This is a genomic window from Janthinobacterium amylolyticum (genome assembly GCF_051380655.1).
Classification (GTDB): Bacteria; Pseudomonadota; Gammaproteobacteria; order Burkholderiales; family Burkholderiaceae_D; genus Janthinobacterium.
This window is the reverse complement of record NZ_JBNYXL010000013.1, coordinates 192,064-211,028: the sequence shown is the minus strand read 5'-3', so window position 1 is coordinate 211,028 and position 18,965 is coordinate 192,064. Positions and strand designations below refer to the sequence as shown.

Below are 18,965 nucleotides of genomic sequence, written 5' to 3'. Positions count from 1 at the left end.
TAGGTTATCGTCAGGCTTGTTATTCGCAGTAGAGAAAAACCCGTCAAGCAATTGGCGGGTTTTTTTTCGTCTGGTGGTTTTGTTTGCGTGATACGCCGCAGGTGGTGTCGGCTTACGTGCTGCGCGCTAAGCCGACCTACGTCGATTTACCGCCGGCCGGATCGGGTAGGTCGGATTAGCGCGGCAAGGCCGCGCGTAATCCGACAACTACGCCAGCCGGCCAGGGTAGCCAAACCATACAAAAGACGAAAAAAAAGCAGCGCTGCGCGCTGCCTTTGTCATTTATCACCATTGATTAAAAATGGTAAGCGACTTTGACGTTCATGTAATTGACGCCGCTATTTGGTTTCTTGTAGCCGCCGTTCGAGAAATGCTGGATTTTCGCAGCGACTTCCCATTTGTTATTGAAGATATAGCCAACGCCGATGTGGTCGCCGAACTGGAAGTGGGTCGACAGGCGGTCATCGTCGTTGTTGTACAGTTTCGACAGCATGTGCACGCCGATGCCGGCTTCCGCATAAAAACCCAGCTTGTTCGTATTTTCAAAACGGAACACGGGGGTAAAGCCCAGGTCCCACAGCTTTTGATGCTGACCAGGGACATTCTGATAGCTCTTGGCATCCCAGCCGCCGATGCTGGCATCCCAGTAACCGCTCAGTTGCGTGCCATTCGATACGAACCAGGCTTTATCCCAGTTCGAGGTTACGCCGGCACGCACCATCTGTACTTTGACGCCCTTGGCATACTCGCCGTAGACGGAGTCGATCAGTTTGTCGTCGGCGGCAAAGCCGGCATTGGCTGCCATCAGCGCGGTAAGGGCAGCGATGGATTTAAGGATATTCTTCTTGAAGGACATAGAGGCTTTCATCGTAAAATTGGCCGTCAGGCTTGTCTTGTTTGCGCAGACACCTAGTCTTGCACATCGCTCCCGCCACCTGTTTGATCTCAGAGGTTCAATTGACATTTTCTACAAAAATCGCATTTCTCGGTATAGGCCTAATGGGAGGGCCGATGGTCCGGTGCCTGCTGCGCGCTGGATATTTTGTCACAATTTGGAATCGCACGCACAGCAAGGCCCAATTACTGCGTGCGGCAGGGGCGCAGCCAGCCATTTCCATCGCGCAGGCCGTCAATGGTGCCGACGTGGTCATCTCGATGCTGGAAGCCGGCCCCATCGTGGCGCAGGTGCTGCAGGACGCGTTGCCGGCCTTGCGCCCAGGAGCTGTCTGGATCGACATGAGCTCCACCAGGCAATCGGAAGCCCAGCAATTTCATGCCATCTTGCAGGCTGCCGGCCATGCTTTCGTCGATGCGCCCGTGTCCGGCGGGGTTGGCGGGGCGCAGGCGGGTACCCTGGCCATCATGGCCGGCGCCAGTGCCGGCGATTACGCCCGTGTCGAAGCGATTCTGGCGGCCATGGGCAGCCCGACTCTGGTGGGGCCGCCCGGTAGTGGCCAGGTGGCCAAGCTGTGCAACCAGTTGATCGTCGGCGCGACCTTGAATATCGTCGCCGAAGCCTTGCTGCTGGCCCAGGCTGCGGGAGCAGATGCGGCCGCCGTGCGCGCCGCCATCCGTGGCGGTTTTGCCGAGAGCAAGATTTTAGAGGTGCATGGCCAGCGCATGCTGGAGCGGAACTTTGTGGCCGGTGGCCAGGTGAAAAGCCAGATCAAGGATATGCACAACATCCTGGCGGCGGCCGAAGCGGCCCACGTCACCTTGCCGGTGACGCAATTGGTGACGCAGCGCTATGAAACCCTGGCCGCCACGCACCCGACGGCCGATCACGCGGCCGCCCTGCTGGCCCTGGAAGCGCTGAATCCGGACCAGCGCCTGGGCAGCGGTCCCGATCAACTGAGCTGAATTACGCGACGGGCAGGCTCGCTTCGACCAGCTTGACCCAGAAGCTGGCACCGATCGGCAGCAAGTTATCGTTGAAATCGTAGCTGCCGTTGTGCAAGACGCACGGGCCCAGACCGTGGCCGCCATCGCGGTGCTCGCCATCACCGTTGCCGATGAAAATGTAGCAGCCGGCTTTTTCTTGCAGGAAGAAAGCGAAATCCTCCGCCCCCATGGTGGGCTCGACATTGGCGTTGACCTTGTCCGCGCCCACCACGCTTTTCATGACGTCGACGGCAAACGCCGTTTCTTTCGCGTGGTTGACCAGCGGCGGATAGTTGCGCTTGAAGTGGAAATCGACTTCCGCGCCAAAGGCGGCGGCCGTGTGCACGGCGATGTCGCGCATGCGCTCCTCGATCAGGTCCAGCACGGGCGTCGTAAACGTGCGCACGGTGCCGACCAGGCTGGCATCGTCGGGAATCACATTGGTGGCGCTGCCGGCGTGGATTTGCGTGATCGACAGCACGGCCGTATCGAGCGGGCTCTTGTTACGGGTGATGACGGTTTGCCAGCTTTGCGCGATCTGCACGGCCACCATCACAGGATCGATACCCTTGTGGGGCTGGGCAGCATGCGCGCCCTTGCCTTTGACGGTGACGTGGAATTCATTGCTGGAGGCCATCATCGGACCTTCCACCACGCTCAGGGTACCCGTTTCGGCGCCTGGCCAGTTGTGCATGCCGTAAATGGCATCCATGGGAAAGCGGGTAAACAAGCCATCCTCGATCATTTCACGCGCGCCCGCGCCGCCTTCTTCGGCCGGCTGGAACACCAGATACACGGTGCCGTCGAAATGGCGGTGCTGCGCCAGGTAATGGGCGGCGCCCAGCAGCATGGCCGTATGGCCGTCATGGCCGCAGGCGTGCATCTTGCCGGGATGGCGCGAGGCGTGCTCGAAGGTATTCATTTCCTGCATCGGCAAGGCATCCATGTCGGCGCGCAGGCCGATGGCGCGCTGCGAGGTGCCGTTCTGGATGATGCCGACCACGCCCGTGCGGCCCAGGCCGCGTACCACGGGAATGCCCCATTCCGTCAGTTTGGCGGCAACGACGTCCGAGGTGCGCTGTTCGTCGTAGCACAGCTCGGGATGCGCGTGCAGGTCGCGGCGGATACCTTGCAGCTCGGATTGAAACGCCAAGATGGGATCAACTAGTTTCATCGGACTCTCCTGTGGATGCTGGCACGCAGCCATGTAGGGCGCGCCGGACCGCAGCTGTTTGATCAAAAACAGACGCGGCTAATGGTGCATTGTAGCCCTTGTTTGCCGGGTAAATCCAGCGCACGGCGGAGCTTGCTTTGGCGCCAACAGCAAGCACGCGGAATGGTTTACAGTATCGCCTTCCGCCAACGCTTTTTGGATTGCCCCATGACCACCACCCAAGTGCGCGCCGCCTGCCCGCTCGACTGCCCCGATACGTGTGCCTTGCTGGTCACGGTGACCGATGGGGTGGCAACCAGCGTCAAGGGCGATCCCGACCATCCGACCACGGCGGGCGTGCTGTGCACCAAGGTGTCGCGCTTCACGGAGCGCACCTACCATGCGGACCGCTTGTTATACCCGCTGCGCCGCGTGGGCAAGAAAGGCGAAGGCAAGTTCGAGCGCATCAGCTGGGAAGAGGCGCTGGCGACCATCGCCGCGCGTCTGAAACCGATCGCCGCGCGCGATCCACAGGCGATCTTGCCGTACAGTTACTGCGGTACCATGGGCCTGGTGCAGGGCGAATCGATGTCCTCGCGCTTTTTCAACCAGCTCGGCGCTTCCCTGCTGGACCGCACCATCTGCGCCTCGGCCGGGGCCACCGGCTACCGCTACACGGTGGGCGCCAGCATCGGCACGGACCTGGAACAGTTCCAGAACGCCAAATTGATCATCATCTGGGGCGGCAACCCGATCGCCTCGAACCTGCACTTCTGGATGCGCGCGCAAGAGGCCAAGCGCCAGGGCGCTACCCTGATCGCCATCGACCCCTACCGTTCGCTGACGGCAGAGAAATGCCACCAGCACATCGCCTTGCTGCCAGGTACCGATGCGGCCCTGGCGCTGGGCTTGATGCATGTGCTGATCACGGAAGAGCTGGTCGACCATGACTATATTGCGCAGTACACCATCGGTTATGCTGAACTGAAGCAGCGGGCACTGGAATGGCCACCCGAGCGCGTGGCCGAGGTGTGCGGCATCACGGCTGCGGAAGTGGTGAACCTGGCGCGCCTGTACGGCCAGACCTGTCGCAATGGCGAGGGCGCGGCCATCCGCGCCAATTACGGCGTGCAGCGCGTGCATGGCGGCGGCATGGCGGTGCGCAATATCGCTTGCCTGCCCGCATTAACGGGCGCCTGGCGCCATGCGGCCGGCGGCATGCAGCTGTCGAGTTCGGGTTCCTTCCCCGTCAACCGCAAGGCCCTGCAGCGCCCCGATTTGCTGAAGGGTACGCCGCGCACCATCAACATGAGCACCATTGGCGACGATTTATTGAAAGAAAGTTCCGCCGAGTTCGGCCCGCAAGTCGACGCCGTGATCGTCTACAACTCGAATCCCCTGGCGGTGGCGCCCGATTCCTCGAAAGTGGCGCAGGGTTTTGCCCGCGAAGATTTATTTACGGTCGTGCTCGAGCACTTCCAGACAGACACCGTCGACTACGCCGACATCGTGCTGCCCGCCACCACGCAGCTGGAACACGTCGATGCGCATTCCACCTACGGCCACTTGTACATGATGGCGAACAATGCGGCCGTGGCGCCGCTGGGCGAAGCGAAGGCGAATACGGAAATCTTCCGCCTGCTGGCGCGGCACATGGGCTTTGATGACCCGTGCTTCCAGGAAAGCGACGATGCGCTGGCGGCCAAGGCATTCGACAACACGGATGCGCGCGCCGTGCATTTCGACTGGGAGTCGTTGAAGCAGAGCGGCTGGCAAAAGCTGGCCATGCCGGAGGCGCCGTTTGCCACGGGCGGTTTTCCGACGCCATCGGGCAAGTGCGAGTTGTATTCAAGCGCCATGGCCCAGGCGGGACTCGATCCCTTGCCTGCGTATATCGCGCCGTATGAATCCCAGGCCAGCAATCCCGCGCTGGCGGCCCGCTTCCCTCTGGCCATGATTTCGCCGCCGGCGCGCAATTTTTTGAATTCCACCTTCGTCAACGTGAAAAGCCTGCGCGCCGCCGAAGGCGAGCCGCACCTCGATATCCATCCCGACGATTGCGCCACGCGCGGCATCGTGGCGGGCGACATGGTGCGCATCTTCAACGACCGCGGCAGTTTTATGGCCAAGGCCAGGGTCACCGACAAGGCGAGAAAAGGCCTGGTGGTGGGCCTGTCCGTGTGGTGGAAAAAGCTCGCCAGCGACGGCAAGAATGCGAATGAAGTGACGAGCCAGCGCCTGACGGACATGGGCCGCGCGCCGACCTTCTACGACACGCTGGTCGAAGTGGAAAAGGCGGCCTGAGCATGGCACGGGCGCGCTGGCCAGCCCACTTGCTTGTCGGCACCGTGTGCCTGCTGCTGGGCGGTTGTACGCAGCTGCGCTACTACACGCAGGCGGCGCAAGGGCAATATGCGCTGTGGTCGGGCGCGCGTCCCATCGATGACTGGCTCAGCGACCCTGCCACGGAGCCACGCCTGAAGGCGCGCCTGGCCAAGGCGCAGGAGATTCGCCGCTTTGCCGTCAGCGAGCTGGACTTGCCAGACAATGGCAGCTACAAGCATTACGCCGCCCTGCAGCGGCCCTTCGTGCTGTGGAACGTGGTGGCCACGCCGGAACTGTCGCTGCAGCCGCTGCAATGGTGTTTCCCCATCGCCGGCTGCGTCAGCTATCGCGGCTATTACAGCAAGGACGAGGCGCTGGCGTATGCCGCCGAACTGCGGGCCCAGCACTACGACGTGCAGGTGGGCGGCGTGCCCGCGTATTCCACCCTGGGCTGGTTCGACGACCCTTTGCTGTCCACCTTTATCCACTACAACGATGCGGAACTGGCGCGCCTGGTGTTTCATGAACTGGCGCACCAGGTCGTCTACGTGCCCGGGGATTCGGCCTTCAATGAATCGTTTGCCAGCGCCGTGGAAGAGGCCGGCGTGCAGCGCTGGCTGGCGCGCGAAGGCAATGATGCGCTGCGCGCGGCGTATGCGCAATACACGGCGCGGCGCCAGGATTTTCTGGACCTGCTGCTGCATTACCGGGGCGAGCTGGAAGCCGTGTATGCCAGCGACGCCAGCGATGCGGAGAAGCGCGCGCGCAAGGCGCAGCTGTTTGCGGAGCTGAAACAGGCGTATCAGGTGCTGAAGCAAAACTGGGGTGGATTTGCCGGTTATGACCGCTGGTTCGAGCAGCCATTGAGCAATGCGCACCTGGCGGCCGTGTCCACCTACAATGAATTTTTGCCTGCCTTCAAAAAATTGCTGGAAGAAAAAAAGAACTTTCGTGCTTTTTATGCTGCAGTGCACACAATGGCCCAGATCAAGAAGCCTGAGCGCAGGCGTGCGCTGGAACAATTGTCCAGCCCGTGACCCGTAAAGATTGTTCCTTGCACCGAGGCGAGCGATCCTGCAACAGCGTATTTATCATGCTGCATTGCAGCATAAAACACCATTAAAATTGCCGCTCGAATACTGTTGAAAGCGCTTGCATGGAAGCGCGGCGACCGATAGCATCGCGTTAGTAGCATAGAGCAATTGCTCGTCAGAATGCTCAAACTGACTGCAGGACGACAGAATCCGCAGCAATGATCCGCGCCGGCAAGGTGCGTCGGCTCCCCCACGATTATTCGAGACAAGAGGCACAGGATGGAAAAAATTTGGCTGAAGTCGTATCCTCCCGGCGTCCCCGCCGACATCAATCCTGATCAATATCGTTCGCTGGTGCATGTACTGGAAGAAGCGTTTCAAAAATATGCGGACCGCAACGCGTATGTCTGCATGGACAAATTTCTCACCTATGCCGAACTCGATGCCTATTCGCGCCAGCTGGGCGCCTGGCTGCAAAGCCGTGGCCTGAAGAAAGGCGCGCGCGTCGCCCTGATGATGCCCAATGTGCTGCAGTATCCGGTGGCCATCGCCGCCGTGCTGCGCGCCGGCTATACGGTGGTCAACGTCAATCCGCTGTACACGCCGCGCGAACTCGAGCATCAGCTCAACGATTCGGGCAGCGAAGCCATCATCGTGCTGGAAAATTTTGCCCATACCCTGGAGCAAGTGCTGAGCAGGACGGCCGTCAAGCACATCATCGTTGCCAGCATGGGCGAAATGCTGGGCGGCTTGAAGGGCGCGATCGTCAATTTTGTCGTGCGCAACATCAAGAAGATGGTGCCCGCGTATTCCCTGCCGAATGCCATGCGCTTCAAGCAGGCGCTGTCGCTGGGGGGCCGCATGAAGCTCACGCCAGTCGAGCTGAGCATCACCGATCCCGCTTTCCTGCAATACACGGGCGGCACCACGGGCGTGTCGAAAGGCGCGACCCTGAGCCACCGCAATGTGATTGCCAACGTGCTGCAAAGCGAAGCGTGGTCGGGCGCGGCACTCGACCAGAACAGCCAGGAGCAGCTGATCATTGTCTGCGCCTTGCCGCTGTACCATATCTTCGCCCTGACGGCGTGCGCGATGTGGGGCACGCGCGTGGGCGCACTGAATATCCTGGTTCCGAATCCGCGCGATATCCCGGGCCTGATCAAGGAACTGGGCAAATACAAATTTAATCTGTTGCCGGCGGTCAATACCCTGTATAACGCGCTGGTCAATCATCCTGACTTTGCCAAGCTCGATTTCTCGGGCTTGAAGATCGCCAATGGCGGCGGCATGGCGGTGCAGCAAGCCGTCAACGACAAGTGGCTGCAGGTGACGGGCGTGTCCATCATCGAAGGCTATGGCCTGTCGGAAACGTCGCCCGTCGCCACCTGCAACCGCGCCGACAGCACGGCGTTTTCCGGCACCATCGGCCTGCCGATTCCGTCGACCGACATCGCCATCCTCGATGACGACGGCAAGGAAGTGCCGCTGGGCCAGACGGGCGAGATCGCCATCCGCGGTCCGCAGGTGATGAGCGGCTACTGGAACCGTCCCGATGAAACGGCGAAAGTCATGACACCCGACGGCTACTTCAAGTCCGGCGACGTGGGCATCATGGACGAGCGCGGCTACGTGAAGATTGTCGACCGCAAGAAAGACATGATTCTTGTCTCCGGCTTCAATGTGTATCCGAACGAAGTCGAGGCCGTCATCGCAGCCCACCCGGGCGTGCTCGAGTGCGCCTGCGTGGGCGTGCCTGATGAGCATTCGGGCGAGGCCGTGAAAGTGTTTGTGGTGCGCAAGGACCCGAACCTGACCCAGGCCGTGCTGGCCGCGTATTGCAAGGAACAGTTTACCGGCTACAAGCGGCCGAAATACATCGAGTTCCGCGATGAACTGCCGAAGACCAACGTCGGCAAGATTTTGCGTCGCGCCCTGCGTGACGAAACGAAGATAGCAGCATAAACAGTGCAGGGTGTGCGCATTCAGGCGGCACACCCTTTCATACAGATAAAGATGAGGCATAGATGGACAAGATTTGGTTGAAGTCGTACCCGGACAGCGTTCCCGCTGAGATTGACTGCACGCAATACCGCTCCGTGACCCATTTGCTGGAAGAGTCGTTCCAGAAATATGCGGACCGCAACGCCTTCGTGTGCATGGATAAATTCCTCACCTACCGCGAACTCGACAAGCTGTCGCTGCAGATGGGCGCCTGGCTGCAAAGCAAGGGCCTGAAGACGGGCGCGCGCGTGGCGATCATGCTGCCGAACGTGCTGCAGTATCCGGTGGCGATGGCGGCAATCTTGCGTGCCGGCTACACCGTGGTCAACGTCAATCCGCTGTACACGCCGCGCGAATTGCAGCACCAGTTGATCGACTCGGGCAGCGAAGCGATCATTGTGCTGGAAAACTTTGCCACGACGGTCGAGCAAGTGTTGCCGCACACACAGGTCAAGCACGTGATCGTCGCCACCATGGGCGACATGCTGGGCGGCTTGAAGGGAACGATCGTCAATTTTGTCGTGCGCAAGATCAAGAAAATGGTGCCGGCGTTTTCCTTGCCGAACGCCATCAGCTTCAACAAGATGCTGGCCGAAGGCGCGCGCTTGACCCTGACGCCCGTGCAGCAGGGCCATGACGATATCGTCTTCCTGCAATACACGGGCGGCACGACGGGCGTGTCGAAAGGCGCCATGCTGCTGCACCGTAACGTGATTGCCAACGTGCTGCAAAACGAGGCGTGGATTTCGCCCGTGATGACCAAGGAAATGCGTGCCACCTCGATGGGTTTCATGTGCGCCTTGCCCCTGTACCACATCTATTCGCTGACGGTCAGCGCCCTGATGGGCATGCGCGTGGGCGGCTTGAACGTGCTGATCCCGAACCCGCGCGACATTCCCGGCTTCGTCAAGGAACTGGCCAAGCACAAGATCGTCGTCTTCCCGGCCGTCAATACCCTGTATAACGCCCTGCTGAACAATGCGGACTTCGCCAAGCTCGATTTCTCCAGCTACAAAGTGTGCAATGGCGGCGGCATGGCCTTGCAGCGCAACGTGGCGGAACGCTGGCTGAAACTGACGGGCTGCCCGCTGATCGAAGGCTACGGCATGTCGGAAACGTCGCCCGTGGTGACGGGCAACCGCGTCGATATCACGGAATTTACGGGCACCATCGGCTTGCCGTTCCCGTCGACGGAAGTGACGATCCTCAACGACGACGGCGTGGAAGTGCCGCTGGGCGAACCGGGTGAAATCGCCGTGCGCGGCCCGCAGGTGATGGCGGGATACTGGCAGCGTCCGGATGAAACGGCCAAGTCGATGACGGCGGACGGCTTCTTCAAGACGGGCGACGTGGGCGTCATGGACGAGCGCGGCTATGTGAAGATCGTGGACCGCAAGAAAGACATGATCATCGTTTCCGGCTTCAATGTGTATCCAAACGAAGTGGAAGACGTGGTCGCTTCCTGCCCGGGCGTACTGGAGTGCGCGTGCATCGGCGTGCCGGATGCCAACTCGGGCGAAGCCGTGAAAGTGTTTGTCGTGCGCAAGGATCCGAACCTGACGGTGGAACAGATCCGTGAGCACTGCAAGCATGAATTGACGGCGTACAAGAAGCCGAAATACATCGAGTTCCGCGATGAATTGCCGAAGACCAACGTCGGCAAGATCTTGCGCCGTCAATTGCGCGACGAAAAGAAGGTTGCCTAGTTCGCAGCCAGGCTTGTGCCCGCCGCCAGGTTCCGTCCTGGCTGGGCGGGCAAGCCGAAGCAGGGACGCAGCCACTGCACCTTGCTGATCAGCAGCGACGTCCCCATCCAGCAGATGGCCACCGTGCCAGCGAGTATCAGCAGCGGTTCCACCACGGGCCCAAGCTTCAGGGGCACGAGCCAGTAGGCCAGCACGATGATCGCGCTCTGGTGCAATATGTACCAGGGAAAGACGGCTTGTCGCGCCCATGGCAGCCAGTGAAAGGGGCGGTTCAGCAGCGTATGCGACCAGCCCAGGATGGTGCAGATGGCCAGCCACATATACAGCTTGCGCATGGGCCAGGAACCGATCGAGGCCCACGTCAGCAAGTTCTCCGAATAAATCTGATCAAAAACCATGTACACGGCAAACGCGGCGAGGCCCAGCCACAGCGTATGCCAGCGCAGGCGCGCCAGTTCCGCCCATAGTCCCTTGTCATTGCCCAGCCACCAGCCATACACGAACAGCGTGAAATACATGGCGTGCGCATACCAGTCATGCACCACAGCATGGGTTTCCGGATAGCGCATTTTCAGGAAGACCATGGCCGCCAAGGCGGGCAGGGCCGGCAGCACGAGTAACTTCCAGCCGCGCAAGCGCAGGAACAGCGGACGCAGCGCCGCCAGCAGCGGCTGCAATGCCTCCAGCACGATGGTGTACAGCAGCAAGTACACGAGGTACCACAGATGGTTCCAGGTAAAACCATATTGCCAGCCATCGAAGGCGCCCGACGGCCACGCATAGCCGCCAAAGTAATGCAGCAGGAACTGTCCATAGCCAGGCGCGACCAGGCCCTTGCTGACGCCTTCGCAATACGGCTGGATGGGGATGATGACGGCCATGCCGAACAGCAGCGGCAGCAGCAAACGCCTGATCCTGCGCCACAGGAAAGCGCCGCGCTGGTGCTGCGTCATCATGGCGCACGAGACGCCGGAAACGAGGAAGACGATTTCCATGCGCCAGCGGTTGAGAAAGACCAGCGGCATGTTCAGGGCATCGGTGGCGTAGCTGCTGTGCATGTGAAAGTTCCAGCCATCCATGTACAGCAGGGCAGTGTGATAGACAATCAGCAAGCTGAAGACGAGAAAGCGCAAGGCGTCGATATCGTGACGGCGGGAATCAATGCTCATGGTCGGTGGAGGTCGGGTGAAGGAAGCCCCAGCATAGGCAGCGGCGGGGCTGGCAGCCAGTAAAATGGGATCAGCGGACGGCTGGCTGGGACGAGTCGCCGGCCTGGGACGGGTGTGGGACGTTACAATCGTGCAACTACTTCACTCTTTGAGTCCATGCACCTTTCTTCCACCGATCTGTTGCAACGTTATCAACGCTGGCGCCGCGTGGCCGAACCGGGATTCTGGATCGTGCTGACGCTGCTGCAGGCCAGCGTGAACAGCTGGCTGGTGTGGCGCGACCTGCGGCGTACCGGCGTCCATACGCCGTTCTGGGAAGTGGCCGTATGGGAATGGAGCAGCAACCTGGTCTTGCTGGCGCTGGTGCCCGTGGTCATCCTGGCGGGCCAGTACCGGCCCCTGCATCTGGTGTTCCAGCGGCAAAACCTGCGCTGGCACCTGGCCGCCTCGGTGGTGTACAGCCTGGTGCATGTGGCGGCCATGGTGGCCTTGCGCAAGCTGGCGTACTGGAGCCAGGGCGGCCACTACGATTTCGGCGCCTGGTGGCGCGAGCTGCCGTATGAATACGTAAAAGATGTGCGCACTTACTTCCTGGTCTTGCTGGCCGTGGGCTTCTACCAGTTGCTGCTGATGCGCTGGCAAGGCGAGGCAACCCTGCTGGGCGAACCGGACGAAGGGCCGGCCGTCGAGCCGGTGCAGCAGCCCGAGCGGTTTCTGGTGCGCAAGCTGGGCAAGGATTTTCTCTTGCCCGCCGGCGACATCGAATGGATACAGGCCTGGGGCAATTATGTGAATCTGCACGTGCGTGGCCATGATTACCCGTTGCGCTCGACCATGGCGGCCATCGAGCGCCGCCTGGACGGCAAACGTTTTGTGCGCGTGCACCGCAGCTACATCGTCAATCTTGCATTCGTGCAGAGCATCGTGCCGCTGGAATCCGGCGACGCGCGCGCCATGCTCTCCACCGGTGGCGAGGTGCCCGTCAGCCGGCGCTACCGCGACGCCTTGAAAAACATGTGCTAGGCGGCTTGCACGCCAGCCTTGCCGTTCTGCACGGTAAAGCGGGCCAGCGTCGCGATGGGGGAGGCGCTGTCGCGCACATTGCCCAGGCCCTGGAACAGGGTCGTGGTTTTTTCTGGCGTGATCTCCATCAACATGTAGCCGCGCTTGTCGCTGCGGCCATAGCGGATGTGCGGGTTCATCGCCACGTACTGGTCCGTGCGCGCCTGCGGGCGTGAGCTGGAGGTGATCGAGGTACCGCAAAATTCCGTGGCCAGCACGGGATTGTCCTTGCCGGCGGGGCGCATGGCATTGCGGCTCAGCTCGGACGCATAGAAAGTATGCACGTCGCCCGACAGCACCAGCGGGTTGCTGGCCTTGCTGCTGCGCAGGGCGTCGAGCAGGTGCTGGCGCGCCATTGGATAGCCATCCCAGCCATCGGTCCAGATGCGCTCATCGCCGGGGCGCGCGATGGGCACCTGGCTCGATTGCGCCATCAGGGTTTGCTGCGTCAGGATATTCCAGCGCGCGGGAGAATCATCGAGGCCGGCTTGCAGCCAGCGCTGCTGCTCCTCGCCCAGCATCGTGCGCTGTGGTTTGCGCAGGTCGGGGCAGTTGCGCGTGGTGACGGAATTCGAGCCGCCACGGCCCGGCCTGGCACACGCATGGTGGGCGCGGTATTGGCGGTCGTCCAGCACGTGGAAGCGGGCCAGCCGGCCCCAGTCATAGCGCTGGTAGATGCGCATGTCGACGAAGCCCCGCCGTCCCAGCGGCAGCAAACGCAGCGGCATGTGTTCATAAAACGCCTGATAGGCGGCCGCGCGGCGTGCGAGAAAGGTGGGCGTGAGCAGTTCGTCGCGGTCGTTGGCATAATCGTTGGCCACTTCATGGTCGTCCCACGTGACGATCCACGGCGCGGCCAGGTGCGCCCCCTGCAAGTCCCGGTCGCTCTTGTACTGCGCATAGCGGGCGCGGTAGTCGTCCAGCGTAAAACTTTCATGCGTGCGCACGGCCCGGTTCGGATGCTGCAACTGGTAGGGGCCCCACTCGTAAATGTAGTCGCCAAGAAACGCCACCAGATCGGGCGCGGCCGCGGCGATATGCCGGTGCGCCGCGTAGGCGCCAAATTCCCAGTGCTGGCACGAAGCCACGGCCAGTTTCAGCGAGGCCGGCAAGGAATCGGCGGCGGGCGCCGTGCGCGTGCGGCCCACGGGGCTGACGGCATCGCCAAGCATGAAGCGGTACCAGTACCAGCGTCCGGGCGCCAGGCCGCCCACGTCGATATGCACGCTGTGGGCAAGCTCGGGCGTGGCCGTGGCTTGCCCCTTGGCGACGACGCGTCTGAAACCTTCGTCATCGGCCACTTCCCAGCGCACGGTCAGGGCGATGGCGGGCGTGGCGCTTGCCTGCAGCGGGTCGTAGCAGATGCGCGTCCACAGCACCACCGCATCGGCTAGCGGCGAGCCGGAAGCGACGCCCAGCGCGAATGGATAGCCGGTGCCATTCAGGCGCGTGGCGGCACCCGCGCTGGAACCGGACAGCACGCTGCCGGCCGCGGCCAGTGCGCCGATGCGTGCCGCACTCTGCAGGAAGATGCGGCGCTGGCTATCCATGGCGCTGTGGGAAAATGTGGAATTAAGGCGACAGCAGGGTCTCGATCGGCGGCACCTTGCGCGGCTTGCGGTCGGAGTCCGTGGCGACATAGATCAGGGTGGCTTCCGTGACTTTCACGATGCACGCCTGCAGGCGGTTGCGCTCGGCATACACTTCCACATTGACAGTGATAGAGGTATTGCCAACCTTGACGATATCGGCGTAGAACGACAGCAGATCGCCGACGAAGACAGGATTTTTGAAGACGAAGGAGTTGACGGCAATGGTGGCCACGCGGCCGTTGGCGCGCCGCGTGGCGGGCAGCGAGCCGGCGATATCGACTTGCGCCATGATCCAGCCGCCGAAGACGTCGCCGTACACATTGGCGTCCGACGGGGCGGGCATCATGCGCAATTCCGGCATTTTGCCGGCGGGCAGGCCGGAGGCGAGGCAGTTATCAGGGCGGTCGGGGGAGGTGCTCATCTTTTATTCTCATGAAAGGCTACAATTGCCCCGATTGAACCATAAAAAGCCGACCTTCGCCATGCGCCGTTCCCAGACTACCCCTCCCCCTCGCTCGCCCGCTTCCGCCAGCCACAGCGATTTCGCCACCATCAAGACCTTGCTGCCGTATCTGTGGGTCTACAAATGGCGGGTGCTGCTGGCGCTGCTCTGCCTGGTGGGGGCCAAGCTGGCCAACGTCGGCGTGCCGCTGATCCTGAAAAAACTCGTCGACGCCATGACCATCACGGCCGCGCACCCGCAAGCGCTGCTGGTGCTGCCCGTCGGCTTGCTGGTGGCGTATGGCTTGCTGCGCCTGTCGACCACTTTGTTTACGGAGCTGCGCGAATTCCTGTTTGCCAGGGTCACGCAGCGCGCCGTGCGCACCATCGCCCTGCAAGTGTTCCGCCACCTGCATGCGCTGTCCCTGCGTTTCCATTTGAACCGGCAGACGGGCGGCATGACGCGCGATATCGAGCGGGGCACGCGCAGCGTCGGCTCGCTCATTTCCTACACCCTGTTCAACATCCTGCCGACCCTGGTGGAAATCACCCTGGTGCTCGGTTACCTGGTCTTGCACTACGACATCTGGTTTACCGTGATCACGGCGGTGGCGCTGGTGTCCTACATCGCGTTTACCGTGCTGGTGACGAACTGGCGCACGCATTTCCGCCGCACCATGAACGACCTCGATTCAAAAGCCAATACCAAGGCCATCGATTCGCTGATCAACTACGAAACCGTGAAATATTTCGGCAACGAGGATTACGAAGCGCAGCGCTACGATGAAGGCTTGCAGCGCTATGAATCGGCGGCCGTGAAATCGCAGACGTCCCTGTCCCTGCTCAATACGGGCCAGTCCCTGATCATCGCCACGGCCGTCACCCTGATTTTGTGGCGCGCCACGGTGGGCGTCATCAACGGCAGCATGACCCTGGGCGACCTGGTGCTGGTGAACGCCTTCATGATCCAGCTGTACATTCCCCTCAATTTCCTGGGCGTCATCTACCGCGAAATTAAGCAAAGCCTGGCCGATATGGAACGCCTGTTTTCCTTGCTGAATGAAAACCGCGAAATCGCCGATACCCCGCAAGCCCGGCCGCTCGTCACGCAAGGCGCGGCCGTGCGTTTCGCCCACGTCGATTTCAGCTATGAAGCCAAGCGGCAAATCCTCTTCGACGTGGATTTCCAGATTCCGGCCGGCACCACCACGGCCGTGGTGGGCCACAGCGGCTCGGGCAAGTCGACCCTGTCGCGCTTGCTGTTCCGCTTCTATGAAGTCGATGGCGGCGGCATTACCATCGATGGCCAGGACTTGCGCACCGTCACGCAGGATTCCCTGCGCGCGGCCATCGGCATCGTGCCGCAGGATACCGTGCTGTTCAACGACAGCATCGAATACAACATCGCCTACGGCAAACCGGGTGCCAGCAAGGACGCCATCGTGGCGGCGGCGAAAGCGGCGTCAATCCATGACTTTATTGAAAGCTTGCCAGATGGTTATAACTCCATGGTGGGCGAGCGGGGCTTGAAGCTGTCGGGTGGTGAAAAGCAGCGCGTGGCCATCGCCCGCACCTTGCTGAAAGATCCGGCGATACTGATCTTCGATGAAGCGACCTCGGCGCTCGACTCCAAGGCCGAGCAGGCGATCCAGTCGCAGCTCAAGGAGATCGCCAGGAACCGCACCACCCTGGTGATCGCGCACCGGCTGTCGACGGTGGCCGACGCCCAGCAAATCCTGGTGCTCGACCACGGCCGCATCGTCGAGCGTGGCACGCATCCGCAATTGCTGGCCATGGATGGCCTGTATGCGCAGATGTGGCAACGCCAGCAGGCGAACATGGACGATGAGGTGGAAGAGGACGCCTTGCAGGGGCTGGCGCCAGCAAAATAAATCGGGAATGGGAAATCAGTAGGAAAAATGCTACAGGCGCGCTGATTCAGGCGCGCGTATAGCGCCTATTTGCGGGCAATCGCAGAAAACGGCTGGTCCGGCGCTGAAAATGAAATAAAATTAATTCCATTGGTGGCGTTTGCACCACAGTTGTTTCGTTCGGAATCTATCCGGTTTGTCCGCCCAGGAGAATTTATGAAATTGACCAAAATCATCGCCACACTGCTCAGCGTCGGCGTCATCAGCAGCATGGCGCCCGTCCAGGCCCAGGAATTGACAGGCACATTGGCCAAGATCAAGAAAGCCGGTTCCGTCACCCTCGGCGTGCGCGATGGCTCCGTACCCTTCTCCTACCTCGATGACAAGCAGCAATACCAGGGTTATTCGATCGACCTGTGCATGAAAGTCGTCACGGCCCTGCAAAAACATCTGGGCCTGACCGAACTGAAAGTGGTGATGAGCCCCGTCACCTCGGCCAACCGTATCCCGCTGATGGCCAACGGCACCATCGACCTCGAATGCGGCTCCACCACGAACAACCTGGAGCGCCAGCAGCAGGTGGCGTTCGCGCCCACCATGTTCGTCATCGGCAACCGCGTGCTGTCGAAAAAATCCTCGAACATCAAGACCCTGGAAGACTTGCGCGGCAAGACCCTGGTCGCCACGGCCGGCACGTCGACCATCAAGCAGATGACCATCCTGAACAAGGAAAAAAACCTGGGCATGACCATCGCCGTCGGCAAGGATCATCCTGAATCGTTCCTGATGCTGGAAACGGGCCGCGCGGTGGCCGAAGCCAATGACGATATCCTGCTGGCTTCGCAAGTGGCCAATTCGAAAAATCCGAACGACTACGAAATCACCAAGGAAGCGCTGTCCGTCGAGCCGTACGGCATCATGCTGCGCAAGGGCGACCCTGCCTTCAAGAAGGTCGTCGACGATGCCCTGATCCGCCTGTACAAGAGCGAAGACATCAACCGCATCTACGCGAAGTGGTTTACCTCGCCGATCCCGCCGAAAAACATCAACCTGAAATTCCCCATGCCGCCGCAACTGAAGGCGGTGTTCATGAACCCGACCGACTCCGGTGATCCAGCCGCCTATGCGGCCGTGCCGGAAGCGCAGAAGACATCGGACAAGCGGAAAAAATAACAAGGCTTCATCAAAACCGGGGGGCGCAAGCCTCCCGTTTCAATTGCGGGGCGGGCGCTTGGCTGGCCGCTGTCCCCAGGCTGCACGGGAAGGATGATCATGAATTACAACTGGAACTGGAACATCTTCTGGGAGATGTCGCCCGATGGTGTCGGCACGTATATGGACACCCTGTGGTCCGGTTTGATCTGGACCCTGGCCACGGCCGGCACGGCATGGATCATGGCCCTGATCCTGGGCCTGGTGATCGGCACCATCCGTACCCTGCCGAATAAATGGCTGGTCGGCGTGGCCAATGCGTATGTGGAATTGTTCCGCAACGTGCCGCTGCTGGTGCAGATGTTCCTGTGGTATTTCGTCATGCCGGAACTGCTGCCCACGGACATGGGCGCCTGGGTCAAGTCGCTGCCGAATGCGCCGTTCGTCACGGCGGTGCTGTGCCTGGGATTTTTCACCTCCTCGCGCGTGGCCGTGCAGGTCACGACCGGCATCGAGGCGCTGCCGCGCGGGCAGAAACTGGCCGGCACGGCGCTGGGCCTGACCCTGCCGCAAACCTACCGTTATATCCTGCTGCCGATGGCCGCGCGCGTCATCATGCCGCCGCTGACCAGCGAGTTCTTGAACATCATCAAGAACAGTTCCGTGGCGCTGACCATCGGCCTGATCGAACTGACGGCCAGCGCGCGCGCCATCCAGGAATTCTCGTTCCAGGTGTTCGAGGCGTTTTCGGCCGCCACCATCATCTACATCGTCGTCAATCTGCTGGTGGTGGTGCTGATGCATTTGATCGAGAAAAAGGTCGCCATCCCGGGCTTCATCGTCGCCGGCGCCAAGACGGGAGGACATTGATATGTTGGGCAATTTCGACTTTGATGTCATCTCCCGCTCATGGGTCTACCTGTTCCAGACCGGCATGGTATTTACCCTGAAACTGACGGCGCTGGCCATGGTGGGCGGCATCGTGCTGGGCACCGTGCTGGCGCTGATGCGCTTGTCCGGCAACCGCATTGTCTCCGGCGTGGCGTCGAGCTATGTCAACCTGATACGCTCGATTCCGCTGGTGCTGGTGATCTTCTGGTTCTACTTCCTGGTGCCGTACATCGCCGCCTGGATCATCGGCGCCAGCGAACCCGTGAAAGTGGGCGCGTTTTCTTCCGCGCTGATCACTTTCATCATGTTCGAGGCGGCCTACTATTGCGAGATCATGCGCAGCGGCATACAGTCGATTCCCCGCGGCCAGGTATGGGCCGGGCAGGCGCTGGGCATGAACTACCGGCAGACCATGGCCAGCATCGTGCTGCCGCAGGCGTTCCGCAACATGATCCCGGTGCTGCTGACGCAGACCATCGTGCTGTTCCAGGACGTGTCGCTCGTGTACGTGCTGTCGATCCCCGATTTCGTCGGCGCCGCCTCGAAAATCGCCCAGCGCGATGGCCGCCTGGTCGAGATGTACGTGTTTGTCGCCGTCGTGTATTTCGTGCTGTGCTATGCCTTGTCGTTCCTCGTCAAACGCCTGCAGAAACGCGTCGCCATCATTCGCTAACCGAACAAGAAAGA

15 protein-coding genes are annotated in these 18,965 nt (G+C 61.1%); 10 read left to right on the top strand and 5 right to left on the bottom strand.

Annotated elements, in window-relative coordinates; genetic code table 11:
- Positions 1-295 precede the first annotated feature (295 nt).
- Entirely contained in the window at positions 296-856 is a 561-nt protein-coding gene (locus ACQ4WR_RS25225; protein WP_436490641.1) for an acyloxyacyl hydrolase, read from the bottom strand.
- 101 nt (positions 857-957) lie between these two features.
- On the opposite strand from ACQ4WR_RS25225, the gene ACQ4WR_RS25220 reads away from it, so the two are divergent.
- Positions 958-1,860, top strand: coding sequence for an NAD(P)-dependent oxidoreductase (locus ACQ4WR_RS25220; RefSeq protein WP_436490639.1), 903 nt, complete (start codon positions 958-960; stop codon positions 1,858-1,860).
- Position 1,861: 1 nt separating this feature from the next.
- Here the strand turns inward: ACQ4WR_RS25220 and ACQ4WR_RS25215 are convergent, their stop codons facing one another.
- Positions 1,862-3,055 carry a M20 aminoacylase family protein gene (locus tag ACQ4WR_RS25215; protein WP_436490637.1) on the bottom strand — a complete coding sequence of 398 codons (1,194 nt, stop codon included), beginning with the start codon at positions 3,053-3,055 and terminating at the stop codon, positions 1,862-1,864.
- A gap of 207 nt (positions 3,056-3,262) precedes the next feature.
- On the opposite strand from ACQ4WR_RS25215, the gene ACQ4WR_RS25210 reads away from it, so the two are divergent.
- From ACQ4WR_RS25210 to ACQ4WR_RS25195, 4 genes are all read left to right on the top strand, one after another.
- Positions 3,263-5,338 carry a molybdopterin-containing oxidoreductase family protein gene (locus ACQ4WR_RS25210; protein WP_436490635.1) on the top strand — a complete coding sequence of 692 codons (2,076 nt, stop codon included), beginning with the start codon at positions 3,263-3,265 and terminating at the stop codon, positions 5,336-5,338.
- 2 nt (positions 5,339-5,340) lie between these two features.
- Complete coding sequence (locus ACQ4WR_RS25205) at positions 5,341-6,396, top strand: aminopeptidase (protein ID WP_436490634.1); 1,056 nt, start codon at positions 5,341-5,343, stop codon at positions 6,394-6,396.
- A 276-nt stretch (positions 6,397-6,672) separates the two neighbouring features.
- Positions 6,673-8,355 (top strand): long-chain fatty acid--CoA ligase, encoded by a 1,683-nt coding sequence (locus tag ACQ4WR_RS25200; protein WP_102293453.1) that lies wholly within the window; start codon positions 6,673-6,675, stop codon positions 8,353-8,355.
- A 62-nt stretch (positions 8,356-8,417) separates the two neighbouring features.
- Positions 8,418-10,100 carry a long-chain-fatty-acid--CoA ligase gene (locus ACQ4WR_RS25195; protein ID WP_436490632.1) on the top strand — a complete coding sequence of 561 codons (1,683 nt, stop codon included), beginning with the start codon at positions 8,418-8,420 and terminating at the stop codon, positions 10,098-10,100.
- Here the strand turns inward: ACQ4WR_RS25195 and ACQ4WR_RS25190 are convergent.
- Positions 10,097-11,269: an acyltransferase family protein gene (locus ACQ4WR_RS25190; RefSeq protein ID WP_436490630.1), complete on the bottom strand. Its 1,173-nt coding sequence runs from the start codon at positions 11,267-11,269 to the stop codon at positions 10,097-10,099. The genes ACQ4WR_RS25195 and ACQ4WR_RS25190 overlap by 4 nt on opposite strands.
- A 156-nt stretch (positions 11,270-11,425) precedes the next feature.
- Between ACQ4WR_RS25190 and ACQ4WR_RS25185 the strand changes: the two genes are divergently transcribed.
- On the top strand, positions 11,426-12,292 hold the full coding sequence (locus ACQ4WR_RS25185; protein WP_436490628.1) for a LytTR family DNA-binding domain-containing protein: 867 nt from the start codon (positions 11,426-11,428) through the stop codon (positions 12,290-12,292).
- Here the strand turns inward: ACQ4WR_RS25185 and ACQ4WR_RS25180 are convergent.
- Together ACQ4WR_RS25180 and ACQ4WR_RS25175 are read right to left on the bottom strand one after the other, a co-directional pair.
- Complete coding sequence (locus ACQ4WR_RS25180) at positions 12,289-13,881, bottom strand: alkaline phosphatase D family protein (RefSeq protein WP_436490626.1); 1,593 nt, start codon at positions 13,879-13,881, stop codon at positions 12,289-12,291. The genes ACQ4WR_RS25185 and ACQ4WR_RS25180 overlap by 4 nt on opposite strands.
- 22 nt (positions 13,882-13,903) lie before the next feature.
- The gene (locus ACQ4WR_RS25175; RefSeq protein ID WP_052139932.1) at positions 13,904-14,344 is read right to left on the bottom strand and encodes an acyl-CoA thioesterase; all 441 of its coding nucleotides are present in this window, start codon (positions 14,342-14,344) and stop codon (positions 13,904-13,906) included.
- Positions 14,345-14,405: 61 nt separating this feature from the next.
- Between ACQ4WR_RS25175 and ACQ4WR_RS25170 the strand changes: the two genes are divergently transcribed.
- From ACQ4WR_RS25170 to ACQ4WR_RS25155, 4 genes are all read left to right on the top strand, one after another.
- Entirely contained in the window at positions 14,406-16,256 is a 1,851-nt protein-coding gene (locus ACQ4WR_RS25170) for an ABCB family ABC transporter ATP-binding protein/permease (protein WP_436490624.1), read from the top strand.
- Between the two features lie 195 nt (positions 16,257-16,451).
- Positions 16,452-17,408: an amino acid ABC transporter substrate-binding protein gene (locus tag ACQ4WR_RS25165; protein ID WP_102293448.1), complete on the top strand. Its 957-nt coding sequence runs from the start codon at positions 16,452-16,454 to the stop codon at positions 17,406-17,408.
- A 99-nt stretch (positions 17,409-17,507) separates the two neighbouring features.
- A complete protein-coding gene (locus ACQ4WR_RS25160) occupies positions 17,508-18,257 on the top strand; it encodes an amino acid ABC transporter permease (protein ID WP_436490622.1) in 750 nt (249 codons plus the stop codon).
- 1 nt (position 18,258) lies between these two features.
- Positions 18,259-18,951 (top strand): amino acid ABC transporter permease, encoded by a 693-nt coding sequence (locus tag ACQ4WR_RS25155; RefSeq protein ID WP_102293447.1) that lies wholly within the window; start codon positions 18,259-18,261, stop codon positions 18,949-18,951.
- Positions 18,952-18,965 lie beyond the last annotated feature (14 nt).